This window comes from Microbacterium sp. 1262, assembly GCF_040544895.1.
In the GTDB taxonomy this organism is placed as follows: Bacteria; Actinomycetota; Actinomycetes; order Actinomycetales; family Microbacteriaceae; genus Microbacterium; species Microbacterium plantarum.
The window spans coordinates 1,812,371-1,836,428 of sequence record NZ_JBEPKU010000001.1 but is presented as its reverse complement, the minus strand read 5'-3'; the positions used below and the strand labels follow the sequence as shown (position 1 = coordinate 1,836,428).

At 70.0% G+C, this 24,058-nt stretch carries 22 protein-coding genes and 1 tRNA gene; 12 read left to right on the top strand and 11 right to left on the bottom strand.

The annotated features are described in order from the left end of the window. The first annotated feature begins 15 nt into the window (after nucleotides 1-15). On the top strand, nucleotides 16-1,383 hold the full coding sequence (locus tag ABIC53_RS08770) for an NAD-dependent succinate-semialdehyde dehydrogenase (RefSeq protein WP_354451146.1): 1,368 nt from the start codon (nucleotides 16-18) through the stop codon (nucleotides 1,381-1,383). A 95-nt stretch (nucleotides 1,384-1,478) separates the two neighbouring features. Here ABIC53_RS08770 and ABIC53_RS08765 read toward each other — a convergent pair whose 3' ends face one another. The 3 genes from ABIC53_RS08765 to ABIC53_RS08755 form a co-directional block, all read right to left on the bottom strand. Next, entirely contained in the window at nucleotides 1,479-4,265 is a 2,787-nt protein-coding gene (locus ABIC53_RS08765; RefSeq protein WP_354451144.1) for a tetratricopeptide repeat protein, read from the bottom strand. Nucleotides 4,266-4,301: 36 nt separating this feature from the next. Continuing rightward, nucleotides 4,302-6,152, bottom strand: a complete 1,851-nt coding sequence (locus tag ABIC53_RS08760; RefSeq protein WP_274178530.1) for an HSP90 family protein — start codon at nucleotides 6,150-6,152, stop codon at nucleotides 4,302-4,304. Nucleotides 6,153-6,306: 154 nt separating this feature from the next. Next, complete coding sequence (locus ABIC53_RS08755; RefSeq protein WP_354451142.1) at nucleotides 6,307-7,728, bottom strand: HNH endonuclease signature motif containing protein; 1,422 nt, start codon at nucleotides 7,726-7,728, stop codon at nucleotides 6,307-6,309. A gap of 245 nt (nucleotides 7,729-7,973) precedes the next feature. On the opposite strand from ABIC53_RS08755, the gene ABIC53_RS08750 reads away from it, so the two are divergent. From ABIC53_RS08750 to ABIC53_RS08725, 6 genes are all read left to right on the top strand, one after another. Further along, nucleotides 7,974-8,046, top strand: a tRNA-Trp gene (locus ABIC53_RS08750). Between the two features lie 44 nt (nucleotides 8,047-8,090). Beyond that, the gene (gene secE, locus ABIC53_RS08745; RefSeq protein WP_114588099.1) at nucleotides 8,091-8,348 is read left to right on the top strand and encodes a preprotein translocase subunit SecE; all 258 of its coding nucleotides are present in this window, start codon (nucleotides 8,091-8,093) and stop codon (nucleotides 8,346-8,348) included. Nucleotides 8,349-8,422: 74 nt separating this feature from the next. Beyond that, entirely contained in the window at nucleotides 8,423-9,484 is a 1,062-nt protein-coding gene (gene nusG, locus ABIC53_RS08740) for a transcription termination/antitermination protein NusG (RefSeq protein ID WP_181574192.1), read from the top strand. A 216-nt stretch (nucleotides 9,485-9,700) separates the two neighbouring features. Beyond that, complete coding sequence (gene rplK, locus ABIC53_RS08735; protein ID WP_023952050.1) at nucleotides 9,701-10,132, top strand: 50S ribosomal protein L11; 432 nt, start codon at nucleotides 9,701-9,703, stop codon at nucleotides 10,130-10,132. 13 nt (nucleotides 10,133-10,145) lie between these two features. Next, on the top strand, nucleotides 10,146-10,835 hold the full coding sequence (gene rplA / locus ABIC53_RS08730) for a 50S ribosomal protein L1 (protein WP_112616874.1): 690 nt from the start codon (nucleotides 10,146-10,148) through the stop codon (nucleotides 10,833-10,835). Between the two features lie 86 nt (nucleotides 10,836-10,921). After that, nucleotides 10,922-11,965 carry an NAD(P)H-dependent flavin oxidoreductase gene (locus ABIC53_RS08725; protein WP_274177445.1) on the top strand — a complete coding sequence of 348 codons (1,044 nt, stop codon included), beginning with the start codon at nucleotides 10,922-10,924 and terminating at the stop codon, nucleotides 11,963-11,965. 37 nt (nucleotides 11,966-12,002) lie between these two features. Here ABIC53_RS08725 and ABIC53_RS08720 read toward each other — a convergent pair whose 3' ends face one another. After that, the gene (locus ABIC53_RS08720; RefSeq protein ID WP_114588097.1) at nucleotides 12,003-12,278 is read right to left on the bottom strand and encodes an acylphosphatase; all 276 of its coding nucleotides are present in this window, start codon (nucleotides 12,276-12,278) and stop codon (nucleotides 12,003-12,005) included. Between the two features lie 14 nt (nucleotides 12,279-12,292). Beyond that, on the bottom strand, nucleotides 12,293-12,910 hold the full coding sequence (locus ABIC53_RS08715) for a LysE/ArgO family amino acid transporter (RefSeq protein WP_354451138.1): 618 nt from the start codon (nucleotides 12,908-12,910) through the stop codon (nucleotides 12,293-12,295). Nucleotides 12,911-12,981: 71 nt separating this feature from the next. Here ABIC53_RS08715 and ABIC53_RS08710 point away from each other — a divergent pair, with 71 nt between their 5' ends. Further along, on the top strand, nucleotides 12,982-13,881 hold the full coding sequence (locus tag ABIC53_RS08710) for a LysR family transcriptional regulator ArgP (RefSeq protein WP_274177447.1): 900 nt from the start codon (nucleotides 12,982-12,984) through the stop codon (nucleotides 13,879-13,881). Nucleotides 13,882-13,996: 115 nt separating this feature from the next. Here ABIC53_RS08710 and ABIC53_RS08705 read toward each other — a convergent pair whose 3' ends face one another. From ABIC53_RS08705 to ABIC53_RS08695, 3 genes are all read right to left on the bottom strand, one after another. Further along, the gene (locus ABIC53_RS08705; protein ID WP_274177448.1) at nucleotides 13,997-15,025 is read right to left on the bottom strand and encodes an NADP-dependent oxidoreductase; all 1,029 of its coding nucleotides are present in this window, start codon (nucleotides 15,023-15,025) and stop codon (nucleotides 13,997-13,999) included. Nucleotides 15,026-15,167: 142 nt separating this feature from the next. Then, a complete protein-coding gene (locus ABIC53_RS08700; RefSeq protein WP_354451135.1) occupies nucleotides 15,168-15,686 on the bottom strand; it encodes a MarR family winged helix-turn-helix transcriptional regulator in 519 nt (172 codons plus the stop codon). Nucleotides 15,687-15,696: 10 nt separating this feature from the next. Further along, nucleotides 15,697-17,403 (bottom strand): MDR family MFS transporter, encoded by a 1,707-nt coding sequence (locus tag ABIC53_RS08695; protein ID WP_240309684.1) that lies wholly within the window; start codon nucleotides 17,401-17,403, stop codon nucleotides 15,697-15,699. 188 nt (nucleotides 17,404-17,591) lie between these two features. Between ABIC53_RS08695 and ABIC53_RS08690 the strand changes: the two genes are divergently transcribed. Beyond that, nucleotides 17,592-18,104 (top strand): 2'-5' RNA ligase family protein, encoded by a 513-nt coding sequence (locus tag ABIC53_RS08690; RefSeq protein WP_354451133.1) that lies wholly within the window; start codon nucleotides 17,592-17,594, stop codon nucleotides 18,102-18,104. Between the two features lie 26 nt (nucleotides 18,105-18,130). On the opposite strand, the gene ABIC53_RS08685 is transcribed toward ABIC53_RS08690, so the two are convergent. Then, nucleotides 18,131-18,790, bottom strand: a complete 660-nt coding sequence (locus tag ABIC53_RS08685; protein WP_112616890.1) for a YqaJ viral recombinase family protein — start codon at nucleotides 18,788-18,790, stop codon at nucleotides 18,131-18,133. 161 nt (nucleotides 18,791-18,951) lie between these two features. After that, on the bottom strand, nucleotides 18,952-19,914 hold the full coding sequence (locus tag ABIC53_RS08680; protein WP_354451131.1) for a hypothetical protein: 963 nt from the start codon (nucleotides 19,912-19,914) through the stop codon (nucleotides 18,952-18,954). Nucleotides 19,915-20,352: 438 nt separating this feature from the next. On the opposite strand from ABIC53_RS08680, the gene rplJ reads away from it, so the two are divergent. Beyond that, nucleotides 20,353-20,841, top strand: a complete 489-nt coding sequence (gene rplJ / locus ABIC53_RS08675; RefSeq protein WP_112613525.1) for a 50S ribosomal protein L10 — start codon at nucleotides 20,353-20,355, stop codon at nucleotides 20,839-20,841. Between the two features lie 48 nt (nucleotides 20,842-20,889). Next, nucleotides 20,890-21,273 carry a 50S ribosomal protein L7/L12 gene (gene rplL / locus ABIC53_RS08670; RefSeq protein ID WP_023952029.1) on the top strand — a complete coding sequence of 128 codons (384 nt, stop codon included), beginning with the start codon at nucleotides 20,890-20,892 and terminating at the stop codon, nucleotides 21,271-21,273. A gap of 74 nt (nucleotides 21,274-21,347) precedes the next feature. On the opposite strand, the gene ABIC53_RS08665 is transcribed toward rplL, so the two are convergent. Then, nucleotides 21,348-22,397: a LacI family DNA-binding transcriptional regulator gene (locus ABIC53_RS08665; protein ID WP_274177452.1), complete on the bottom strand. Its 1,050-nt coding sequence runs from the start codon at nucleotides 22,395-22,397 to the stop codon at nucleotides 21,348-21,350. A 269-nt stretch (nucleotides 22,398-22,666) separates the two neighbouring features. On the opposite strand from ABIC53_RS08665, the gene ABIC53_RS08660 reads away from it, so the two are divergent. After that, a complete protein-coding gene (locus ABIC53_RS08660; RefSeq protein ID WP_354451128.1) occupies nucleotides 22,667-24,001 on the top strand; it encodes an ABC transporter substrate-binding protein in 1,335 nt (444 codons plus the stop codon). Nucleotides 24,002-24,058 lie beyond the last annotated feature (57 nt).

The following is a 24,058-nucleotide window of genomic DNA, read 5'->3' as shown; positions in this document are numbered from 1 at the left end:
GACGAAGGAGAACCGATGAGCACGTATGCCGTGACCAACCCCGCCACCGGCGAGACCCTGGCGACGTACGACCCCGCGACCGACGAGGACGTCGAGCGCGCCCTGGCCGCGGCGGACGAGGCCTACCGCACGTGGTCGCGCGTCGTCGCGCCGGCTGAGCGGGCCGAGCGTCTGCGCCGCGTGGCCGAGCTGCACCGCGAGCGCCGCGACGAGCTGGCCGCCATCATCGTGCGCGAGATGGGCAAGCCGCTCGCCGCGGCGGAGGGCGAGGTCGATTTCGCCGCCGACATCACCGCGTACTACGCCGACCACATCGACGAGATCACCGGCGACACCCCGATTCCGATCGAGGGGGAGGGTGCCGCGGTCATCCGGCGCAGCCCGCTCGGCGTGCTGCTCGGAATCATGCCGTGGAACTTCCCGTACTACCAGGTGGCCCGTTTCGCGGCGCCGAACATCGCGGTCGGGAACACCATCCTGCTCAAGCACGCGCCGCAGTGCCCCGAGTCCGCCGCCGCGATCGACGCGATCTACCGCGACGCGGGCTTCCCGGCCGGGGTCTACACGAACCTGTACCTGAGCAACGAGCAGGCCGCCGATGTGATCGCCGACCGCCGCGTGCAGGGCGTCTCGGTGACCGGGTCGGAGCGCGCCGGATCGGCGGTCGCCGAGATCGCCGGTCGCAACCTGAAGAAGGTCGCGCTCGAGCTCGGCGGGTCAGACCCGTTCATCCTGCTCTCGACCGATGATCTGGATGCCGCGGTGTCGGCGGCCGCCGAGGCGCGCCTCGACAACGTGGGACAGTCGTGCAACGGAGCGAAGCGGTTCATCGTGGTCGATGGACTCTACGACGCCTTCGTCGAGAAGTTCGCCGCGGCGCTGGCCGACGCGAAGGTCGGCGACCCGTTCGCCGACGACACGGTCCTCGGGCCGCTGTCGTCGCTGACGGCGGCGGAGCGGCTGGCGGAGCAGGTCGACCGAGCCGTGGCGCAGGGGGCGACCCTCGTGACCGGCGGACGCCGCGACGGCGCCTTCTACCCGGGCACGGTGCTCACCGGCGTGACCCCGGAGATGGATGCCTACCGCGAGGAGTTCTTCGGTCCCGTCGGCGTGGTCTACCGGGTCGCGGACGAGGCCGAGGCGATCGAGCTCGCCAACGACACCCCGTTCGGGCTCGGGTCGTACGTGTTCACGACGGATGCCGAGCAGGCTGAGCGTGTGGCCGATGCGATCGACGCGGGAATGGTCTACATCAACCTCGTGCTCGCGGACGAGGCCGGGCTGCCGTTCGGCGGAGTCAAGCGCAGCGGCACCTCACGCGAGCTCGGGCTCCTCGCCGCCGACGAGTTCGTGAACAAGAAACTCATCCGTACCGGCGCCTGACCCGTCGCGGGAGCCCACGGAGCAGCACGAAGGGCGCGCCGAGCGGATCGGCGCGCCCTTCGTCGTGGGTTATCGGGGTCGTGGCGTGACCGGGCTCAGGCGTCGAGCAGAGAGCGGACCTCCGCGGCCTCGGCGGGGCGGCCGAGAGCCTCATAGACGTCGCCGAGCTCGCCCGCAGCCACCTGGAGCAGCGGCGGGATCTCCGCGGCACGCTCCATGACCGACCGATAGAGCGGCACGGCGTCGGCCGCGCGCTCGTGCTGCGTGAGGACGCGTGCGGCGAAGAGTTCGGACGCGCCGGCAGAGCCCGCGTCGCCGACCTCGGCGAAGCCGTCGGCGGCCTGCAGAGCGGTGGCGACCGCCTCGTCCGCCTGCCCGAGCATCGCGAGGGCGCGGGCTCGGGAGTCGGTGATGTCGGCGGCGAGCCACGGGGCACCGAGACCGGACGCGATCTCGCGGGCCTCGTCGAGGGCCGTCAGCGCCTCCTGCTCGCCGCGGGCGGCGCGAACCTGGCCCTCCGAGTGCCGCGCTTCGGCGAGCAGGCCGGCCTGGTCGGGCTCGGTGCGCGCGATCGCGACCGCCGTCTCGAGCGAGGCGAGGGCGTCGTCGAACTCTCCGAACCGGTGCAGCAGGCGACCGTGCGACAGGAGGGCGTTGGCGCGACCCACCGGGGCCTCTCCCTCGTCGAACAGCTCGGCGGCGAAATCCCATGCGCCGACCGCGCGGCCGGGTTCGCCGGCGTCTTCGAAGGCGCGGGCCAGCAGCATGAGCGTCTGGGCGCGAGACGCCGCGGGCTCCTCGCGGTCGGTCTCGTCGGAGTAGACGTTCACGAGCAGCTCGGCGGCCTCGTCGGCCGAACCGGATGCGAGCAGCGCCCGGGCGAGGCGGTACTGCACCGCGGTCACCGAGTCGCCGTTCTCCGTCGCGGCCCGCTCGGCGAACCGGTAGCGCGCGACTGCCTCGCCCGGAGCGCCGGCGTCCTCGTTCAGCGCGGCGGCGAGCACGTATGCCCCCGGGAGCACGCTGCGCGCGTCGAGCTCGACGAGGATGCGGCAGAGCTCGTCGGCGTCGGCCACGCCGTCGAGGAACCTCTCCTGTCCGCCGCGCATGCGAGCGCGCAGGCCGAGCAGCCGGGCCCGTGCGCCCGCCCCGAGCGTGGGGTCCTCGAGGGCCGCGGTGATCGTCGCGTCGCACTCGTCGAACGCCCCCACGGCGCCCTGGAACGACGCGCGCGCGAGCGTGACGATGCGCCGCAGGTCGTCGTCACCCAGGGCGGCGTCGCGGTCGCGGGCGTCGTCGAAGAGGCCGCGGGCCGTATCGGGGTCGCTCTCGGCGACGGCCATGCCGAGCACGACCTCCACGATCGCGTGCAGGCGCGGCGGCAGGCTCTCGCCGTCGGCGAGGAGCGCGCGAAGAGTCTCGAGGTCGTCGGGGGTGCCGCGTCCGAAGAGCGCGAGCCCGGCGCGCTCTTCGACCCGGGCCTCCGCGTCGCGACCGGCGGCGCGGAGGGCGTCGAGACGGTCCTGCAGGGCCGCTTGAGCGGCCTCGAGGTCCTCGCGCGCGACAAGAGCGGCGATGCGCGCCGAGTGGAGCTTTGCGCGCTGCTCGAGGGTCGCGCCGGGGAGGGCGGCATCCGCCGCAGCCAGGGCCTCGGAGGCGCCGTAGTCGCCGAGGTCGATAGCCCGCTGGACGAGCTCTTCGGCCGACCGTGCGGCCACGGGGGCGACCCGGGGGAGCAGGGGCTCGGCGCTGAGGGGGAGCGAGTAGCGCTCCTGCCCGACGGCCCAGGCCCGGTCGAGGCGTCGGCGGTGACCGTCGGTGCCGTCGCGGCGATCGAATTCGCCGGCGATTCGCTCGGCCTCCGAACGCATCACCGCGGCCAGCTCGGCGGCGCGCCACGGGCCGTCGTGGTCGCCGAAGAATGCGCGGAGCCGGTCGGAGTCGGCGCCCCGCACGATGGTGTCGGCGTGACCCGCGGCGCTGACGGCTTCCAGGGCGATCGCGAAGGCGGTGAGGGCGGAGAGATGCCCGTCGACGCCGAGCGCGTCGTGCGCGAGCCAGTCGAGGTGGCGTTCGACGAGCGAGAGTGCCCGTGCCTCGTTGCCGGTGATGGCGCAGAACACGATGTTGTCGGCGACGATGGCGAGGTTGTCCGCGTTGTCCTTCGCGAGCCGGTAGCTGCGCAGGTGGGCGAGGCGGGCTTTGTCGTATTCGCCGGCGTGCAGGTACGGAACGAGCGACCGTGCGAGCGCGTGCTCCGGCTCTTCGCCGCACGAGAAGTCGCCCTCGACGAGCTCTTCGACGAGGCGGATCGCCTCGTCCTCGCGGTCGGTGTCGATGAGGTAGCCGGCGACGACGCTGCGGACGCACGCCTCGCAGTGGCTGTGGCTGTCGCGGGGTGTCGTCTCGAGCTTCGTGCGAAGCTGTTCGGCCTCGTCGAGGCGGCCGGCCATCCACGCGTTCTCGAAGCGGGCCATGAGGACGCCGCTCTGACCGAGCCCGGCGGCGCGGTAGTGGTTCTCCATGTCGTCGAGCACGGCGGAGATCTGTTCGCGGTCGAACGCCGGGGATGCGGCCAGGCTGTCGGCCATCCACTTGAACTGCCACATGAGGTCGGCGGTCTCGTCGCCGAGGTCGGCGGGGAAGCGCTCGGGGTCGTCGTCATGCTTGCCGAGGCACCACGCGAAGGAGGTCAGCATCGCCTCGGTGTCGCCGCTCATGCAGGCGGACGAGGTCAGCCGCATCCGGGCCCGGTACTCCAGGGGCTCGTCGCCTGCCTCGACGGCGAGGGCGATGGCCTCGTTGATGAGGGCTCGCTCTTCGATGCCGACCGGGGTGCGGTCGATCTGCTCGAACAGTTCGAGGATGCGGTCGCTGGTCATGCTGTCCTTTCGTGGGGGCCGAGGCGCGGGATGCGGTCAGGACGCAGGGCGCGCGGAGAGTTCGACGAGCGCATGGAGCGCGCCCATCATGAGCGCGCGGTCGTCGCCGCTGAGGGGGCGCTGCGCGGCGAGGAGCGCCTGGACGTAGAGGAGGTGGACCGTGCGTGCGAAGGCGAGGTCGTCGGGGATGTCCAGGAGCGAGCGCACGACCGAGTTCTGCCAGTTCAGGCACAGCCGAACGCCCCCGGACGCGCTCTCGGGCGACGCCGGGCGCAGCTTCTCGGCGGTCGCGTCGATGCGGTCCATGACGCTTCCCCACAGCGGGCTGCCCACTGATCGGGCGCGGCCACGGTCGATCGCGCGCAGCGCTTCGGCGCCTGCGAGGTAGACCGCCGGGATCTCGGCGGCGTCGAGAGAACGCACCGCGACGGTGCAGCCGACAGCCGACAGGGCGGAGCTCGCGCGCTCCTCCAGTGCGAGGACGCGGGCGCGGTCGTCGAGCGGGGGCGGATCGAGCCGGTCGAGTTCCTCAGCGAGGTCGACGTGCTCGACCGTGACGCCGTCGAACACGAGCGGGAGCAGGCGCACCAGTTCGGCGTCGAACAGATATCCGCCGTTGACGAGCGGCTGCCGCGGGTCGGCGATGCCGGCGATCTGGCGGTACTCGTCGACCGTCTCGACGTATCGCAGGTGGGGGAAGCGGCCGATCAGGTCGCCGACCCGCATCCGGCCGTGCGTGGTCTCGACACTCAGCCATCGCACGATGAAGGCGGCGAGCTCGTCGTCATGACGCACGAGCGACTTGAGAGCGACTTCGTGAACCGCGACGAACTGCGCGAGACGGTGCGGTTCGGTCAGGCCGAGGTCGAGCACCCAGCGCCGGATCGCGGCTCCGAGCTCTTGGCGTGTGTGCTCGAGAGCCTCGTCTTCGACCAGCGCCTCTCGGCTCGCGGTCGGGCTGAGCGCTGCGGAGTCGATCACAGCTCGGACGAAGAAGGCCCAGTCGGGCAGGATGTCGTCGGCGTTCTCGTTCAGCAGCATCCGGCCGAGGTAGACGCGGGTGGCCTGCCGGGCGCCGGGCGGGGGAGCGTAGGGGAGGACGTACGCGGTTCCGACGGTGTCGGTTCCCGGGACGTGCAGGGGAATCGCGTCGAACGGGTCCTGGCCGAGCAGATCGCGCCCGTAGGCCCAGCGCGCCGCCTCGTCGATGCCGGTCGTGGCGGCACGGAAGGGAGGCGTGCGGGTCGTCAGCTGCTCGCCGCCGCCGGGAAGGTCGACGCGCACCGCGATGGGGAGGAACTCGCCGAAGGTCTCGGCCAGCTCGACCGTCGCGGGCGTGCTGAGGAGATCGCGCTGGCCCGGGCGCGGACGCAGGTGCACGCTCGTGCCGACAGGGAGGTCGTCGGGAATCGTCCGCACCGTGAACGTGCCGTCGGCGTTGCCCTGCCATTCGACGGCGTCGCCCCCGCGCGCGCTCCGCGATCGGATGACGATCGTCTCGGCCACCATGAAGCACGACAGCAGTCCGATGCCGAACTGCCCCAGGAAGTCGCTCCTGGGCAGGTCGAAGATGTCGCGCTTCGAGCTGCGGCCGACCGTCGCGAGGAGGTCCGTCACCTCTGAGGCGGTGAGCCCGATGCCGTCGTCGCGCACGATGAACTCGTCACTGCGGTCGCTGAGCGGGGTGATGCGGATGCCGCTCGACTGCCGCGGCATCCCGGCGGGGGATGTGCTCGCTTCGAACTCTGCCCGAGCGGTGATCGCGTCGCAGGCGTTCTGCATCAGCTCTCGCAGGAAGACGCGAGGACCCGAGTAGATGTGTCGACTCAGGAGGTCGACGATGCCGCGAAGGTCGACCTGGAACTGCTGTGATCGTCCGGTATTCATCCGCCTGATTTCGTTTCGGGTAAGCACCACCGATGGCGTCCTCGGTGCGACAGCAGAGCGTAACAGTTCCCGGTAAGGGCGCATTTCTGATTCGCGTCCAGAATCGACGCGCAGTTATCGACCGCCGCCTCATGCTCATGGCAACCGGACCGGTTCAGAAGGGTGGCGGTTCGTCCGGCGGTGGTCCGCCGCGTGTCGCATCCGGTGGCGGATCCGTGGTGTCGATGGTGAAGCAGACCGCCGGTATGGGAACGTCTTCGCGGTAGACCCGGCCGAGGGGTGAGGTCCATTCGAGAACTCCTCCGCCGACCTGTCGGACTTCCCATTTCGTGAATTGCTTCATGGAGTGGTGTCTTTGGCAGAGGTGGGCGAGGTTGAAGATGTGGGTGTGCCCACTCAGGGCGTAATCGATGGTGTGGTCGAGTTCGCAGCGGATCGCGGCGCGGCGGCATCCGGGGAACCGGCAGTGCTGATCCCGCGCCATTAAGAGCTTCTTCATCGAGGCCGTGGGCCGGTAGGTGTCGATCTCGACCGGTGTGCGGGTGACGGGGTCGATGAAGAGTCGGTCCCATTCGGACACCTGCCCGGCGAGCTGGCGGACCGTGTCGGCATCGACAAGCCCCGCGCCCACGGCTTCGGCGGGGTTCTCGTCGCGCCCCATCAGGGTTTCGGCGGTGACGGCGACTTGCACGCGTGCCCGGATGGCGCCGAGCCCACCGGCCCGGTCGGTCCCGTACGTGGGGTCGACGACGGGTGCCCCACCGAGGACGAGGTCCCCGAGGATGTCGGCCCGCAGCTGATCCATCGTCCGCGTATCGGGGTCCGCGGCCAAGTCGGCGGCATCCGCCCCACCAGCATCCGCCGGCTCGCCCGACCCCGCGGCATCCGACCCGCCCTCCGGACCAGTCGTGACCCGGGCGTCCTTCACCGACTGCCCCATCTGCGTGAGCCGGTCGAGCATCCCCGCGGCGATGACGGTCGGGAGGTTGGCGACGAGGTTCGACATCCCGTCCGTGCCGTGGAACACCCGCACGCACCGCTCCGCCGCCGCAGTCTTGTGCCGCTCGGTGAAGGTCTGCGGGTGCAACTTCGCCGCAAGAGCCTCCAGCGTCCCGCGCACCCGGGAAGGCACATCCCGCTCACACACCGCGACCGCCGCTTCCGCATACGCCGACCGCACCTCGTGCGGCACCCCGGCGCCGACCCGCACGACCACATCGACGTGGCCGCGTTCGATCCGCCGCTGAACCCACGCCTCGAACACGGCGGGGTAGTCGTCGATGACCGTCATCGCGTGGTCGATCTCACCCTGCAACCTGCGGTCCGTCAGCCGCGCCATCCCCGCGGCTTCGGCCGCGACCGACCGCAACTCCATGTCCGACGCCATCCCCCGCACGCCGTCACGCCGCGCCTCACGCATCGCCGACCGGCCCAGCTCCGCCAACGCCCGAACCCGCGAAACATCGGCCGCATGGAACAGGTCGAGCGCCTCAGCGAACACGGAGAACGCCTCGGCGTGCGGCGACGCATCCGCGGCGCCGTCACCCCCGAGCCCGCTACCACGGTTCGCTGTCATGTTCCCATCCTGGCACCAGCCTCAGACATTCCCGTCGAACGTACGTGCCCCTGTGGGCAACTCGTCCCACGTCGCGCCAGGGGAGGAGCCCGTGCCGAAATCGCGCCGACGTTCGCGACCCCGGCGGTCATGACGTACACTGAGAGGAGCAGTCGAAATCTGCATTCTTTCGCCATGCCCAAGCGTCGAAGACTCGACGGCCGTGGAGGAATGCGGGCGTAGACCCCGGGGTCCGAAGGATCTCTAGGGCGGTAGCTCAATTGGCAGAGCAGCGGTCTCCAAAACCGCAGGTTGCAGGTTCGATTCCTGTCCGCCCTGCGCGTCGGCGTCAGCCGGCACACGGAAGGTATCAGGTGGGTTCGATGGTCCAAGAGGGTGGCGAAGTCGTCGCCGCAGGTGGCGCGCCCCGCGAGAAGAAGCCCAACATCTTCGCGCGGATCATCATCTTCATCCGCCAGGTGTTCGCCGAACTCCGCAAGGTCGTCACCCCGACCCGCCAGGAGCTCGTGAAGTTCACGGCAGTGGTCCTCGGATTCGTCGTCGTCATGATGGCGCTCGTCTACGGCCTCGACGTCCTGTTCGTCTGGATCACGACCGTCGTCTTCGGCGTCCCGGGCTGATCGACGGGCCCAGCCCGCACGACCCGCGAATGCCTGCCAGCCAGGCATCCCGACAACCGATGGAAGAGAACGCAGTGTCAGAACGCATCCCCGACGACGTCGATTGGGCCACGGCCGCCGAGCAGTCCAGCGAGGACGACGAAGCCCAGGAGGGCAACGTGCTGGCAGGCCAGGAGCGCGCCTCCGACGCCGCCGAGCACGCCGCTGTCCACGTCGTGGACGATGAGGCCGAGCAGGACGACACCGACCTCGACGGTGTGGAGATCGACGACCCCGAGGCCGACGCCGTCGTGAACGACGCGCTCGAGATCGACGAGACCGCCGAGGCCGAAGCCGCCGCGGAGGTCCTGACCGACTCCCTCGAGGAGGAGATCGCCGAGCAGGCCGCTGAGGCGGCCGACGAGGTCGAGCCCTACGACGGTCCCGAGCCCGACGTCGAGGTCTCCGAGGAGGCCGTCGACTACCTCTCCGAGTTCGAGGCCGCCGCCGGCATCGAGATCTCCGTCGGCGACGACGAAGACCCGTACGAGGCGTTCCGTACCGAGCTGCGCATGCTGCCGGGCAAGTGGTACGTCATTCACTCCTACGCCGGGTTCGAGCGCAAGGTGAAGGCCAACATCGAGCAGCGCAAGTCGACGCTCGAGGTCGAGGAAGACATCTACCAGGTCGAGGTCCCGATGGAGGACGTCGTCGAGATCAAGAACGGTCAGCGCAAGATGGTCACGCGCGTCCGGATCCCCGGCTACGTGCTCGTCCGCATGGAGCTCACCGAAGACACCTGGTCGGTCGTCCGCCACACCCCCGGTGTCACGGGCTTCGTGGGCAACGCCCACAACCCCACGCCGCTGCGCTTCGACGAGGCGTTCAACATGCTGAAGTCGCTCGTCGAGGTCAAGGAAGCGGCTCCCGCCAAGGCCGGCGCGGCCAAGGGCGTCGCCGCCCCCACGCGCAGCGTCGTCACCGAGGTCGACTTCGAGATCGGCGAGACCATCACGATCAAGGAGGGCTCGTTCGCCGGCCTTCCCGGCTCGATCAGCGAGATCAAGCCCGAGAGCGGCAAGCTCACGGTGCTCGTGTCGCTCTTCGAGCGCGAGACGCCCGTCGAGCTCTCGTTCGACCAGGTCACCAAGCAGTAACGCGACATCACGTCGACGAGCGCCCGTCCGCCACCCGGCGGCCGGGGCGCTTCGTCGTCCCGGCGCCGCCCTCGCCAGCATCCTCGAAGCCGAGGATGCGGTAAGCTTGGGGAGTTTGCGGGCGCTTGTGCGCCTGCATGACACAACCGCCGCTCGGAGATGCCGGGCGTGCGGGAGAGGGATGCCGCCGGCATCCGCTCGACGAAAGGAAAACGAATGGCACCGAAGAAGAAGGTGACCGGCCTGATCAAGCTTCAGATCAACGCCGGAGCAGCCAACCCGGCGCCGCCGATCGGCCCCGCGCTCGGTCAGCATGGCGTCAACATCATGGAGTTCTGCAAGGCGTACAACGCCGCGACCGAGTCGCAGCGCGGCAACGTCATCCCCGTGGAGATCACCGTCTACGAGGACCGCAGCTTCACGTTCATCCTGAAGACCCCGCCCGCCGCGGAGCTCATCAAGAAGGCCGCCGGAGTCGCCAAGGGTTCGGCCACGCCTCACACGACCAAGGTCGCGAAGCTCACGAAGGACCAGGTCCGCGAGATCGCCGAGGCCAAGATGCCCGACCTGAACGCCAATGACATCGAGGCCGCCTCGCTGATCATCGCCGGCACCGCCCGTTCCATGGGCATCACGGTCGAGAGCTGAGGGGGAGAACACAATGGCTAAGTCCAAGGTTTACGAAGCAGCCGCGGCGAAGATCGACCGCGACAAGTTCTACAGCTCCACCGAGGCCGTCGCTCTGGCGAAGGACACCGGTTCGAAGAAGTTCGACTCGACTGTCGAGGTCGCGCTGAAGCTCGCTGTCGACCCGCGCAAGGCGGACCAGATGGTCCGTGGCACGGTCATCCTGCCCCACGGCACGGGCAAGACCGCTCGCGTCATCGTCTTCGCGACGGGCCCGGCCGCTGAGGCTGCCATCGCCGCCGGCGCTGACGAGGTCGGTGGCGCCGAGCTCATCGAGAAGGTCGCCGGCGGCTGGACCGCTTTCGACTCGGCCGTCTCGACGCCCGAGCTCATGGGCCAGGTCGGCCGCCTGGGCAAGGTCCTCGGTCCCCGAGGCCTCATGCCCAACCCGAAGACCGGCACCGTGACCCCCAACCCGGCCAAGGCCGTCGAGGAGATCAAGGGCGGAAAGATCGAGTTCCGTGTCGACAAGCACGCCAACGTGCACTTCGTCGTCGGCAAGGCGTCGTTCTCGGCCGAACAGCTCGAAGAGAACTTCAACGCGGCGGTCGAGGAGATCGTCCGTCTGAAGCCCTCGAGCGCCAAGGGTCGTTACATCCAGAAGGGCGCCGTGTCGACCACGTTCGGCCCCGGCATCCCGCTGGACGTCAACGCGCTCGTCTGATCGCGATTCGCATGAACGGGGTCTCACCTTCGGGTGAGGCCCCGTTCGTCGTTCCGGGCTCGCCCGGATCGCGCTAGCGTCGGCTCATGCGGCATTCCCTCACCGATGTCCTCGGAATCGATCTGCCCATCGTGCTCGGACCCTTCGGGGGTCTGTCGTCCGCGGCGCTGACGGCCGCGGTCAGTGAGGGAGGTGGACTCGGGTCGTTCGGGCTCTACGGGTACGACGGCACGCGGATCCGCGAGACCGTCGCGTCGATCCGAGAGCGCACGGCTCGCCCGTTCGCTCTCAACCTGTGGCTGCCGCTCGGCGACGAGGTCACGCCGCACGGAGTGGATGCCGCGCCGTCGCGCGACGCGCTGCGGCCGCTCTACGCAGTCGCGGGCGCGGCCGTACCCGAGCTGCCGGAGCGCTTCCTGCCGCCGCTCGAGGAGCAGCTCGCTGCGATCTGGGAGGCACGACCCGCGGTCCTGAGCGTGGTGTTCGGCGTGCCCGCGTCGGCGGTCGTGGAAGACGCGCATCGGCTGGGCATCCGCGTGATGGGGACCGCCACGACGGTCGCCGAGGCACGGGCGCTCGAGGCCGGCGGCGTCGACGTCATCGTCGCGAGCGGCGCCGAGGCCGCGGGTCACCGCGTTTCGTTCCTCGGGGCGCCGGAGGATTCCCTCGTGGGGACCTTCGCTCTCGTGCCGCAGGTCGTCGACGCCGTGTCCGTGCCGGTGGTCGCCGCGGGCGGCGTTGCCGACCGGCGCGGCGTCGCCGCAGCGTTCGCCTTGGGGGCCTCGGGGGTGCAGGTCGGGACCGCCTTCCTCCGGACGCGGCAGTCGGCCGCATCCGAGGGCCATCGCGCCGCGATCGCCGGGGCGCAGGACACGTCGACGGTGCTCACGCGTGCGATGAGCGGGCGCCTCGCGCGCGGCATCCCGAATCGCGCCGTCCGCCACATCGAGTCCGCGGGGGTGATCGCGCCATTCCCGGCGCAGAACTGGCTCACGGGAGTCTTCCGCGCCGCCGCCGGGGGTGACCCGGAGCTCTCGTCGCTGTGGGCGGGCCAGGCCGCAGGCCTCGCCACGCGAGACGACGCGGGAGACGTGCTGCGCGAGCTCGCCGCCGGTCTGCCGGCGTCGTGAGGCCGGTCGCGGCGCCGGCGCGGTGCCGCGGCTTCGGTCACTGGGTGTCGCGAACCTCGAAGCCCATCGAGCCGATGCGCGCCGCGTCGGTGACCCGCGCCGCGTCGACCCGCGCCCCGGGAGGGCCCTCCGCCATCCAGGCGAGCACCGCGTCGACAGCGTCATCCGTGCCTTCCAGGGCAGCCTCGACGGTGCCGTCGCTACGGTTGCGCACCCAGCCGGCGACGCCGCGCCTATCAGCTTCGAGCAGCAGGCTGTAGCGATATCCGACGCCCTGGACACGGCCCTCGACGACCACGTGAACGCTTCGCATCCCCTCATCCTGCCTCACGGCCAGACGAGGCTCACGGCGAGGAGGATCATGACCAGGGCGACGAGCCCGTCGAGCACGCGCCACGCGCCCGGAGTCGCGAGCACGCGCCCGAGGAGGCGCGCTCCGAACGCGAGCGCGAAGAACCAGACGACGCTCGCCGTCACAGCGCCGACAGCGAACCAGACGCGGTCGTCGCCGTGGGTCGCGGCGATGCTCCCGAGGAGGAAGACGGTGTCGAGGTAGACGTGGGGGTTCAGCCAGGTCAGCGCGAGGCACGTGAGCGCGACGGCGGCGCGGCGGGCCGGCGCGGGGCGCTCGGTCGCCGCCCGCGCGTCGAGAGCTTGCCCGCTGGGGCGCCAGGCACGACGAGCAGCGAGGAGGCCGTAGGCGAGGAGGAACGCCGCGCCGGCCCACCGCACGACGGGCACCCGCCACGGCAGGCCCGCCACCACGAGGCCGAGGCCGGTCACCCCCGCGACGATCAGCACGGCGTCGGATACGGCGCAGATGGTCGCGACGAGTAGAACGTATTCCCGCCGGATGCCCTGCCGCAGCACGAACAGGTTCTGCGCGCCGATGGCGACGATGAGCGACAGGCCGAGGCCGAGGCCCGAGAGGGAAGCGGAGAGCACGAGTCGACGCTAGGGTCGCAGGTCGGTACAGTCCAGTTCATGGATCTGCAGTCGATGAAGCACAGCTGAAGATGCGCGTTCCGGTCGAGCTGGTCGAGACCCTCGCGGTGATCCTCGACGAGGGGAGCCTGGATGCCGCCGCGCGTCGTCTGCACATCACGCCATCCGCCGTGAGCCAGCGGGTGCGGGCTCTGGAGCGCGTCGCCGGCCAGGTTCTGCTCGTGCGGTCGAAGCCTGCGCGCGCGACCGAGGCGGCGCACCGCTTCGTGCGCTACGCCCGCCAGCTCGCCCTGCTCGAGCGCGACGCGTTCGAGGGGGCCGACGAAGAGGCCACGAGCGTTCCGCTCGCGGTCAACGCCGACTCGCTCGCGACGTGGTTCCTGCCGCCGCTCGCCCGGGTCGCGTCCGCACGGGATGTCGTGTTCGACCTGCATCGCGACGATCAGGACTTCACCGCCGGCCTGCTCGAGAGCGGAACGGTCATGGGCGCGGTGACCTCTCGGCGGGTTCCGGTGGCGGGATGCCGGGTGTCGGCGCTCGGCGCGTTGCGGTACGAGGCGGTCGCAACGCCCGCCTTTGCGAGGCGATGGTTCGCGGAGGGCGCGGGCGTGGGCGCAGGACCCGATCGCGCCGGACTCGCGTCGGCGCCGGTCGTGGACTTCGACCGCCGCGACGAGCTGCAGACCCGGTGGCTGCGCGGCGCGGGTGTGGCTGCCGACGCACCGCCGCGGCACCGCGTCCCGGCATCCCAGGACTTCGCGACCGCCGTGCTGCTCGGCCTCGGGTGGGCGCTCCTGCCGACACTGCAGTCACGCGTGCACGTGGAACGGGGCGAGCTGGTGCGGCTCGGGGGAGACGACATCGTCGTGCCGCTGTACTGGCAGCAGTGGAACCTCGCTTCGCCGCTCCTCGACGCGGTCGCCGAGGAGATCGTCGCAGAAGCCCGGCGCGTGCTCGAGCCCGCCGCCTGATCCCGAGCTCGGCTCGCCGAGAGTGCACCCTCGGCGCGAGAGTGTCGCTGTGACGGTATGTGGTGGGCTGGACGGTGCGTGCTCGGCGAAGCCGCTCCGCCGGGCGGGGAGGGACTCAGGACTCCGCGACCGTGAGGACGACCTTTCCGCGGGAGTGACCCCGCTCGACCTCGATGTGAGCGGCGGCGACATCGGCGAGGTCGTGGACGCTGTCGACGAAGACCTGGATGGCGCCCGAGTCGAGCAGGCGGCCGAGGGTGGCCAGCACGCTGCCGTCGGGGATCACCTTGTACCCGGTCGCGCGTACGCCCGCCGCTGCGGCAGCCTCGGCGTACCCCGGCCATCCGCCGGTCGGGACCATGACGTACAGACCGCCCGGACGCAGCACCCCGAGCGAGCGGGAACCGGTGTCGTCGTGCACGTTGCCCACGAGGTCGATGACGACATCCATCTCGCCGACGACGTCCTCGAAGCGCGTCGTCGCGTAGTCGATCGCGACCGAAGCGCCGAGCTCGCGCAGCCAGGGCAGGTTGCGGTCCGAGCCGGTGGCGGTCACCTGTGCGCCGAAGTACGCGGCGAGCTGCACAGCGAAGTGACCGACCCCGCCCGATCCGGCGTGGATCAGCATTCGCTGTCCCTCGTGCGCGTGGGCGGTCTCGACCACCAGCCCCCAAGCGGTGAGCGCGGCGAGGGGAACCCCCGCCGCCTCCACATGCGACAGGCTCGCGGGCTTTCGGGCGACGGACAGCGAGGGCACGACGGCGTACTCCGCGTAGCTGCCACCCGAGCGGGGGAACGGTAGCATGCCGAACACCTCGGTGCCGGGCTGCAGCTCGTGGGTCTCGTAGGGGCTCGCGATGACCACGCCGCTGAAGTCGAAGCCGAGGGTGCTCGGCCAGCGATCGATGAGTCCTGCCACACCGCGTCCCAGCCGCGTCTTGGTGTCGATGGGGTTCACACCGGCGGCCACCACTCGCACGAGCACTTCGCTCAGGGCGGGAGAGGGCACCGGGACATCGGTCACGCGGAGAACCTCGGGCGCGCCGGGTTCATCGAACACGACCGCTCGCATCGTCTCGGGCGTCGCCTCGGCCGGCGTCGTCGGCTGGGAGGCGGTTGCTGTGCGCAGCGGCCGGAATCTCATCCGTCGCTCCTTCCTCACACCGCGGCGTCGGCGGCGATGATGCTCGGTCGATCTCAGTCAATCGTGAGATTGTCTCGACCGTGTTACGCCGCGGTCACCGGAGGGAGAAGCTCGGCGTCGCCGGAAGCGGGAGCGAGGGCGTTCAGTCGGGCGTCTCGGATGACGACAGGGCGTGGAGCAGTCGGGTGAGCTCGCGGATGTCGTCGACGTGCCACGACTCGAGCGCGGTCAGCAGCGAGTTCTCGCGCGGCGCGCGGACGGCGTCGAGCCGGCGGATGCCGTCGGGGGTGGCCGAGAGCAGGCTCGAGCGGCCGTCAGCGGGGTCGGGCGTGCGCTGCACGAGCTGGAGCTCCTCGAGCTCGCGGACCGTGCGGCTGATCTGGCCCTTGTCGGAGTGGAGCGTCTCGGCGAGGGCGGAGAGCGTGATCTCGCCACGGCGCGCGATCGTCGTGAACACCTTGTACGCGCCCGGGAGCATTCCCGGGCTCAGCCGGTCGGCGTTCTCGGCGAACAGCCGCCGGACGTGCGTGAACAGCTCACCGAACTCGAGCTCGAGCGCTCGGACGGCCGCGGTGCGCTCGTCGTCGAAGACCGATCCCCACGGGCCGGAAGTCCCGGGGGTGGTGCACCCCCGGGACTCGGCGGACTCTCGCGCGGTCATCCCGATCACCCTATCGAGCCGAGCGGCGCGTCTCCGCGTCGACCGGGGCGTCGGAGTCGGCGGCATCCGTGTGGACGGCGCCGGTCGCGGTGAGGGCGTTCATGCCTTCCGGAACCGACACGGTGGCCAGGTCGGCCTCGCCGGCCTGCAGACGCTCGGTGGTGGTCATCGTCGTCAGCGGCTTGTTCGGCAGGAACACGATCGCGATCAGGCTCAGGACCGCGAACGGCACGGCGATGAGGAACGAGTGCGAGATGCCGGTGGCGTAGATGTCCTCGAAGACGATCCGCAGCGCCTCGGGCATCGCCGAGACCTGGGGGAGCGTGCCCGACTGCAGCTGCGCGGCCCAGGTCTGGGCCTGGTCGCCGAGCGACATCAGCGCGGCCTGGATGTCGTCCTTCCGATCGCTGACGAGCGTGGTGACCTGCGAGGCGAGCGCCGCCCCCATGACGGAGACGCCAATCGTGCCGCCGAGGCTCCGGAAGAACGTCACGCCCGAGCTCGCGACGCCGATCTCGGTGGGGCGAGAGGTGTTCTGCACGACGAGCACGAGGTTCTGCATCGTCATGCCGATGCCCGCGCCCAGCATCGCCATGTAGATCGAGACGAGCGTGAAGTCGGTGTCGTAGTGGATCGTGGAGAGCAGGCTCGCTCCGCCGATCAGCAGCAGTGCGCCGACGATGAGGAACGGCTTCCAGCGGCCGGTCCGCGTGATCAGCGCGCCCACGCCGATCGACGCGACGAGCAGTCCGCCGATCATCGGGATGGTCATGAGGCCGGCCTCGGTGGGGGTGGCTCCACGGGCGAGCTGCATGTACTGGCTGAGGAACACCGAGGCGCCGAACATGGCGATGCCCGTCGCGATCGAGGCGATCACCGAGAGGGTGAAGGTCAGGTTGCGGAAGAGCGTGAGGGGCACGAGCGGCTCGCGCACCTTGAGCTCGGTGATCACGAAGAGCACCGCGCCGATGACGGCGCCACCGACCATCAGGAGGGTCTCGACGCTCATCCACTCGAACGAGTCGCCCGCGAGCGTCACCCAGATCAGCAGCAGGGAGACGGATGCCGACAGCAGCACGATGCCGAGGTAGTCGATGCGCGTCTCCTTGCGCGGGTGCGCGGGGATGTGGAGCGTGCGCTGCACGATCAGCAGGGCGGCGACGGCGACGGGGAGGGCGACGAAGAAGTTCCAGCGCCAGCCCCAGGCATCGGTGATGACGCCGCCGAGCAGCGGGCCGCCGATCGTGGCGACGGCCATGACGGCGCCGAACAGGCCCATGTAGCGGCCGCGCTCGCGCGGGCTGATGATGTCGGCCATCAGCACCTGGCTGAGGGCGGCGAGGCCACCGGCGCCGATGCCCTGCACCGCGCGGAACGCGATCAGCATCTCGGGGGACTGCGAGAAGCCGGCAGCCGCGGTCGCCAGCACGAAGATGACGATCGCGAGCTGGTACAGCACCTTGCGGTTGGTGAGGTCGGCGAGCTTTCCCCAGATCGGGGTCGAGATCGCGGTCGTCAGCAGAGTCGCCGTGACGACCCACGTGAAGGCGGCCTGGGTGCCCTCGAGATCGTGGATGATGACCGGCAGCGAGGTCGAGACGACGGTCGAGGCGAGCATCGACACGAACATGCCGAGCAGAAGGCCCGAAAGGGCCTCGAGCACGCCGCGGCGCGACATGTTCTTCCCCTCGGGTTGAGTGGATGCGGAAGCGGACATGAGTCCTCCTGGGATTCGGACGGACGCGGCTGCGTTGGCGCGGATCGTCGGCGGACGGTACTTCGGTAGCCGCGGGGCGGCGTAACTGGTTGACGAAAGTCAACCGTTGAGATCGGTCAACTATATGTTCAATCGTTGAGTTACGTCAACTATTCCCGCGCGCGCTTCGCTGCGACGAGGATGGGGACGTGTTCAGTGTGGAGGCGCTTCCCGATACCCGCATCGAGGTGGCCGTGCGGGCCGATTGGCAGCGGCTCATCGAAGCCGACCTGCCCAGCGCGGGGCGGCATCCCTCGGAATCGAACCGCCCCCACGTGACTCTCGCGGTGCGCGACGACCTGTCGACGGATGCTGGGCGCGAACTGGCGCGTCTCGGTGACGCCCTGCCGGTGGAGTGCCGGCTCGGTGGCGCGGTGGTGTTCGCTGCGGGGGAGAGGTTCGTCCTGGCCCGGCCCCTCGTCATGACGGCCGCGCTGCTGAGGTTTCACGCCCGCATCGTCGACCTCATCGGGCCGCCGCCGGTGCGCTACGCCGTCACCGCGGCAGGCCGATGGACACCGCACATCACCCTGGCGCGCCGGATGACGGCGGAGCAGATCGGACGCGCGCTCGGCATCGTCGGGGCGCCGACCCTCGAGGGTGAACTGACCGGACTGCGCCTCTGGGATGCCGAGGCCAAGGTGGTCACGCCGCTGGCGTGATCGCCCCGCCCGTGACGAGAGGCCGGTCAGTCGCTGAGGGCGAGGGCTCGAAAGGGTTCGCGCGGGCGCGATGCGACGATCCGCGGCGCTTCCGCCGCGCGCCGCTGCATCGTGCGGCGGTACAGCTCGTCGATGAGATCGGTCGCGAGATTCACGAGTGATCGGATCTCGCGCTCGTCGCGGTCGACCCACGCGCAGCGCGGCTCGTCGTCGATGGGGACGAAGTCGTCGTGCTGCTCCCACACCACGAGGGTGCGCTCGGCGCCGAGGACGTGTTGCTGCCACCACACCTGACGCAGATAGGTGCGGGGGATCGAGCGCCAGCTCTTATTCGTGGTCTTGATCTCGGCGAGGGTGACACGGCCGTCGGCATCCACCATCACGCCGTCGGGCGTGGCGAGGTGTCGCTTCTCGACCACGGCGTGGAAGAGCGCGGACGATGGCTGGATGCCGTGCGTCGCAGCGACCCAGGCGGCGATCTCCGGCTCGCGGCGGCGACCGTGGTCGGTGTACGCGTTGCCGGAGAACCCCGAGCCCATGAGCTTGGCGTCGGCGGCGCGCGCAATCGCCTTCGGGCTCGTCAGCGCCGCGACGTCCGTCGCCGTGATGCCCCGCGAGCGAGCCCGGATCCACGCCACGCGGTCGCGCGAGTCCGCGACGATGCGAGCAGCGAGTTCGGGTGACACGCCTTCGACCCTAACCCCGCCCGCCCTCCCTCCCTGCCCTTGCCCCTCGGCGTGCCCCCGCCCCACCCCACCTCACGCGTAGGCGTCGAGTGCACGGCATCCCATCGATTGCACGGCATCGGTGCGTAGATGTCGCGGTCATTCGGCGGCAAGCCGTGCGCTCAACGGGGAGGGTGGATGTTGAATGCCCTGAGGTGGGCGGCGAGGGTTGACGGGGAGGTGACGTGACGAGGTTCCCAGCGCACGAGGCGGCGCCCGGTTGTACCCCGGATCCAGTCTTCGCGGCGCTTCTCGTCGAGGACCGTCCTCTCTGCCGAGCGGGCTGAGCGGACCTCCGGGTCGAGGTATTTGCCGACGCCGTCGCATTCGCCCCAGGCATCGGCGTCGTCGAGGCCGAAGTCGACGCGGTACCAGCCCGCACCGCGCGGGCCAGCGATCGGCACCTGTAGCCGAACCGACCGGAAGCCGAGTTGGTGCAACCGGAACCGGCTCACGCTTTCCAGGGTCGACTCGGCCCGGCCGTCGGCGAAGCCCGCCACCCATCGAGCCCGCCTGATCCCTCGCGCCGCGCCCGCCTCCGCGATCCGAGCGGACATCGCCATCCGCCAGTCGTCGGGGGAGCGGCCCGTGCGGTCGCACCAGATCCGTTCCGCGCGGTCGGCCATGACGAGCGCCGCTTCGGGAGTCATGGTGCGCGTGACGTCGAAGACCGTCCGCGCCAGGGAGGTGCAGCGGATGCCGTTCACCTCGACGACGTCATGCGCATCGAGAGGCGCGCAGTGGCGGAATGCATCGGGGCCGCTGGAGACCCGGGCGCCCGGGGCCGTCGTGAGGTGGACGCGGGTCGGCCGGAGGCGATAGAGATCGAGGCCGTGCAGGACCCCGGCGGACTCGTGCGAGACGACCGCGTGGCCCCGGACCTCGTGCGCGACCGCCATCACATGGAGCAGATGCGCGTCCTCGGCGTAGAGCTCATCGAACGCGGCGCGGTCGACGTACCAGCCGCGTCGCACGTGCACCCGGATGCCGTCCCGCACCGAGCGGTCGATCGAGCGTTCGCTCTGCAGGTCGCGTCGGCGGTGGAGCAATGCCCGCACCTCATCCGGTCCTCGTCGTCTGCGCATCCCGCCCATGCTCACCCCCACCCCCACACCCCACCCCATCCCCCCACCCATGTGTGGACACCCCCACCCCACCCCCACATGTGCAGAACTCGCGGCCGGCGCCGAGCGAACGAGCTCGCGCCGAGTGCACGGGCACGCTGCGTAGCGGTGCCGTGCAGTGGGCGGGATGCCGTGCACTCGGCGACAAGCGGGGGGATTTGGGGGATGGGGGGTGTGGGGGTATGGTGGGGGTAAGCCAAAGACCGCTGGTCATCGGTGTGCGCGTGAGCGCACTCGTGATCGAAGCTCTGCACTGCAGGGGCCCGCGCAGGTGACACTGAACTTCTCCTTCGGGAACCGAGCTCCGTGCCTCTGCGCCGGAGCTTTTGTCATGTCCGGGGCTGGTCGAGGCCGGCGCTCCGCCACCGCGGGGCGTCAGGCACACATCAAGGAGTGACCATGGTGCAGAAGGACGCATCGGTCGCCGAGCTCACGAAGTCATTCGAGGACTCGACTGCCGTTCTGCTGACCGAGTACCGCGGTCTGACGGTGGCCCAGCTCAAGCAGCTGCGCAACAGCATCCGTCAGGACGCGAACTACGCCGTGGTGAAGAACACGCTGACCAAGATCGCCGCGAACAACGCGGGGATCACGGCGCTCGACGAGGACCTCAAGGGTCCCTCGGCCGTGGCGTTCGTGCACGGCGACTTCGTCGCCACCGCCAAGGCTCTGCGTGACTTCGCCAAGGCCAACCCGCTCCTCGTCATCAAGGGCGGCATCTTCGAGGGCAACGCCCTCACCGCCGACGAGGTCAACAAGTACGCCTCGCTCGAGAGCCGCGAGGTTCTGCTGGCCAAGGCCGCGGGCATGATGAAGGCGACGATGGGCAAGGCTGCCGCCACCATCGACGCGCTTCGCGAAAAGCTGGAGACCGCCGACGCCGCGTGAGCGACAGGCGAGCTCTTACACCAACCCCATCTATCTAGGAGATACATCATGGCGAAGCTTTCCACCGAGGAGCTGCTCGAGCAGTTCGCCGGCCTGACCCTCGTCGAGCTCAGCGAGTTCGTGAAGGCGTTCGAGGAGAAGTTCGACGTCACCGCTGCTGCCCCCGTCGCCGTTGCCGGCGCCGCTGGTGGCGCTGGTGCCGCTGAGGCCGAGGAGGAGAAGGACTCGTTCGACGTCATCCTCGAGGCTGCCGGCGACAAGAAGATCCAGGTCATCAAGACGGTCCGCGAGCTCACCTCGCTGGGCCTCGGCGAGGCCAAGGCTGTCGTCGACGGTGCTCCCAAGGCCGTCCTCGAGGGCGCGAACAAGGAGACCGCCGAGAAGGCGAAGGCCGCTCTCGAAGAGGCCGGCGCGACGGTCACCCTCAAGTAATTCCCCGCTCTCACTCGAGAGCAGCACGACGGCCCCGGATGCTGCATCCGGGGCCGTCGTCGTCTGCGCCGGACTCAGTCGCGGCGGGAGAGGGTCGAGTCGCGGACGGCGACGGAGCTGTGTCCGGGTGCTCCCGCCGTCGTCCCCCGGACCACCATGCGCGGCTTGATCCGCATCGTCACGGTGTCGGCGTCGGGGTCCTCGATGTGGCGCAGAAGCAGTTCGACGGCGGCCCGGCCCTGCTCGTGGGGGACCTGTCGCAACGTCGTCAGGGCGAACATCTCGGCATTGACGTGATCGTCGATGCCGACGACGCTCAGCGACGACGGGACGAGGATGCCGAGGCGGCGGGCGGCGATGATCGCTCCGATCGCGACGTCGTCACAGGCCGCAACGATGCCCGTGGGTCGGGCGGCGGGGTCGCTCAGCAGGTCGACCGCGGCAGCGTACCCGGCTGGCATCGAGAGCTCGGCCGGCACCCGCGAGATCTCGTCGGCGAGACCGGCGCGACGCATCTCCGACTCGTAGCCGGCGTATCGCTCGGACTCGACGTGAGGCCAGTGCGTGGAGTCGGTGCCACCGAGGAACGCGATGCGGCGATGCCCCAGCTCGACGAGGTGCGCGGTCGCGAGAGCGGTGGCGTGCGCGTCGTCGAGCGTGACGAGGCTGGTGTCGCCCTCGGTGCCGATGACGCTGACGACTGGCTTTCCCAGCGCCAGCAGTGCGTCCAGCTCGCTCTCGGCAGGTTCGAGGCCCACCGCGATGACACCGTCGAAGCGCCGACGGGCCAGGAAGTCCTCGAACACCCGGCGCCGCGTCTCCGTCCCCGGGCGAGCGTCGTACAGGGTCAGGTCGAGGCCGTGCTCCAGGAGAGCCGCCTGAATGCCCTCGAGAACCTCTCCGAAGAACCATCGGCTGACGTGGGGCATGACGACGCCGACGGTCTGCGTGCGACCGGTCGCGAGGCTCATCGCCGACGAGTGCGCGACATACGACAGCTCCTGTGCTGCGGCAGCGACGCGCCTGCGGGTCTCGTCGGACACGTACCCGCGTCCGGTGAGGGCGCGGCTCGCCGTCGCTTTCGACACCCCTGCACGGGTGGCCACGTCGGCGATGGTGCTCATGGGACCTCCTCGTCCGTTCGGGGAGACCTGCCGGGGGACTCCCACCAGAGCGTAGCGGTTTCGACCGCGACCGGGAACCGGTTCCAGGCGCCTCGAGTGTGAGCGCTCCCACGGCCTCGCTTATTACCACATGGGATGGTTGTCAATCCGTGATATTCCGCTGGTTGTGCCGGACTCGGCGGGACAGTAGGTTGTCCTGGAATCGGTTCCCCAATGGATGCGGACAAGGCTCCTCTGGGTGAACGATGATCCCGATAGAGGAGAAGTACATGGCATTGTCACAGCGATACCGTCTTCTTGCCCCCGTCGCCCTCGTGGGCGCGGCAGCACTGGTGCTGGCTGGGTGCGCCGAAGGTGGCGGCGAAGGCGGCGGCGAGGGCGGCGGCGACGCGAAGACGACCGTCCGCATCTCGGGCGGCATCACCGGTGGTGAGGCTGACGCACTCAACGAGTCGTTCGCGCAGTTCACCGAGGACACCGGTATCAAGGTGGAGTACACCGGCGACAAGTCGTTCGAGGGCAACATCGTCACCAAGGTGACCGGTGGCGACGCCCCCGACATCGCGATCGTCCCGCAGCCCGGCCTGCTGAAGACGCTCGTCGAGACCGGCAAGGTGCTGCCCGCGACTGAGGCGGTCGAGAGCGCGGTCGACGAGAACTGGTCGCCCGACTGGAAGCAGTACGGCACGTTCGACGACACCTTCTACGCGGCACCCATGCTCGCGAACCTGAAGGGTTACGTCTGGTACTCGCCGAAGCAGTTCGCCGAGTGGGGCGTCGAGATTCCCAAGACGTGGGACGAGATGATCGCTCTCACCGACAAGATCGTGCAGACGACCGGCGGTCCCGCGTGGTGCGCCGGCTTCGCCTCCGACGCCGCCTCGGGCTGGCCGGGCACCGACTGGGTGGAGGACCTCGTCCTGCGCCAGGCCGGCCCCGACGTGTACGACCAGTGGGTGGCCGGTGACGTGAAGTTCACCGACCCGCAGATCAAGTCCGCGTTCGACGCGGTGGGCGAGATCCTGCTCAACCCCGAGTACGTCAACGCGGGCTACGGCGACGTCAAGAGCATCAACTCGACCGCGTTCGGCGACGTGGCCGCGGCTGTCGCCAGCGGTGACTGCGCCCTCACGCACCAGGCCTCGTTCCTGTCGGCGAACTTCCTCGACGTGCAGACCGCCGACGGCGCGACCCCCGAGGTCGCTCCCGACGGTGACGTCTACGCGTTCCTGACGCCGGGGTACACCGAAGGCGAGCTCCAGGTCGAGGGCGGCGGCGAGTTCGTCGCCGCGTTCTCGGACGACGAGTCGACGCAGAAGGTTCTCGAGTTCATGGCCTCGCCCGAGTTCGCTGACGCGCGCGTCAAGCTCGGCGGCGTGATCTCGGCGAACAAGAACGCCGACCCCTCGCTCGCCTCGAGCGAGTTCCTCCAGGAAGCCATGACGACGCTGCAGGACGAGACCACGGTCTTCCGTTTCGACGCATCCGACCTGATGCCGTCCACGGTGGGCTCGGGCTCGTTCTGGAAGGGCATGGTCGACTGGATCGACGGTAAGGACACCGAGACGGTCCTGTCCGACATCCAGGCCGGTTACGAGAACTGATCGTCGCCTGACGATCGGCTGAGCCGAGCGGGGTCGGGCTGCACAAGCCCGGCCCCG

Excerpts from the sequence above, each read along its gene's own strand:
- ABIC53_RS08755 (WP_354451142.1), bottom strand. The coding sequence starts at position 7,728 with ATGACAGCGAACCGTGGTAGCGGGCTCGGGGGTGACGGCGCCGCGGAT.
- ABIC53_RS08725 (WP_274177445.1), top strand. The coding sequence starts at position 10,922 with ATGCGGCATTCCCTCACCGATGTCCTCGGAATCGATCTGCCCATCGTG.
- ABIC53_RS08680 (WP_354451131.1), bottom strand. The coding sequence starts at position 19,914 with ATGCGCAGACGACGAGGACCGGATGAGGTGCGGGCATTGCTCCACCGC.
- rplL (WP_023952029.1), top strand. The coding sequence starts at position 20,890 with ATGGCGAAGCTTTCCACCGAGGAGCTGCTCGAGCAGTTCGCCGGCCTG.
- ABIC53_RS08720 (WP_114588097.1), bottom strand. The coding sequence starts at position 12,278 with ATGCGAAGCGTTCACGTGGTCGTCGAGGGCCGTGTCCAGGGCGTCGGA.
- ABIC53_RS08760 (WP_274178530.1), bottom strand. The coding sequence starts at position 6,152 with ATGAATACCGGACGATCACAGCAGTTCCAGGTCGACCTTCGCGGCATC.
- ABIC53_RS08660 (WP_354451128.1), top strand. The coding sequence starts at position 22,667 with ATGGCATTGTCACAGCGATACCGTCTTCTTGCCCCCGTCGCCCTCGTG.
- ABIC53_RS08770 (WP_354451146.1), top strand. The coding sequence starts at position 16 with ATGAGCACGTATGCCGTGACCAACCCCGCCACCGGCGAGACCCTGGCG.
- rplK (WP_023952050.1), top strand. The coding sequence starts at position 9,701 with ATGGCACCGAAGAAGAAGGTGACCGGCCTGATCAAGCTTCAGATCAAC.
- ABIC53_RS08710 (WP_274177447.1), top strand. The coding sequence starts at position 12,982 with ATGCGCGTTCCGGTCGAGCTGGTCGAGACCCTCGCGGTGATCCTCGAC.
- ABIC53_RS08700 (WP_354451135.1), bottom strand. The coding sequence starts at position 15,686 with ATGACCGCGCGAGAGTCCGCCGAGTCCCGGGGGTGCACCACCCCCGGG.
- ABIC53_RS08765 (WP_354451144.1), bottom strand. The coding sequence starts at position 4,265 with ATGACCAGCGACCGCATCCTCGAACTGTTCGAGCAGATCGACCGCACC.
- ABIC53_RS08695 (WP_240309684.1), bottom strand. The coding sequence starts at position 17,403 with ATGTCCGCTTCCGCATCCACTCAACCCGAGGGGAAGAACATGTCGCGC.
- ABIC53_RS08705 (WP_274177448.1), bottom strand. The coding sequence starts at position 15,025 with ATGAGATTCCGGCCGCTGCGCACAGCAACCGCCTCCCAGCCGACGACG.
- rplJ (WP_112613525.1), top strand. The coding sequence starts at position 20,353 with ATGGTGCAGAAGGACGCATCGGTCGCCGAGCTCACGAAGTCATTCGAG.
- rplA (WP_112616874.1), top strand. The coding sequence starts at position 10,146 with ATGGCTAAGTCCAAGGTTTACGAAGCAGCCGCGGCGAAGATCGACCGC.
- ABIC53_RS08665 (WP_274177452.1), bottom strand. The coding sequence starts at position 22,397 with ATGAGCACCATCGCCGACGTGGCCACCCGTGCAGGGGTGTCGAAAGCG.
- secE (WP_114588099.1), top strand. The coding sequence starts at position 8,091 with ATGGTCCAAGAGGGTGGCGAAGTCGTCGCCGCAGGTGGCGCGCCCCGC.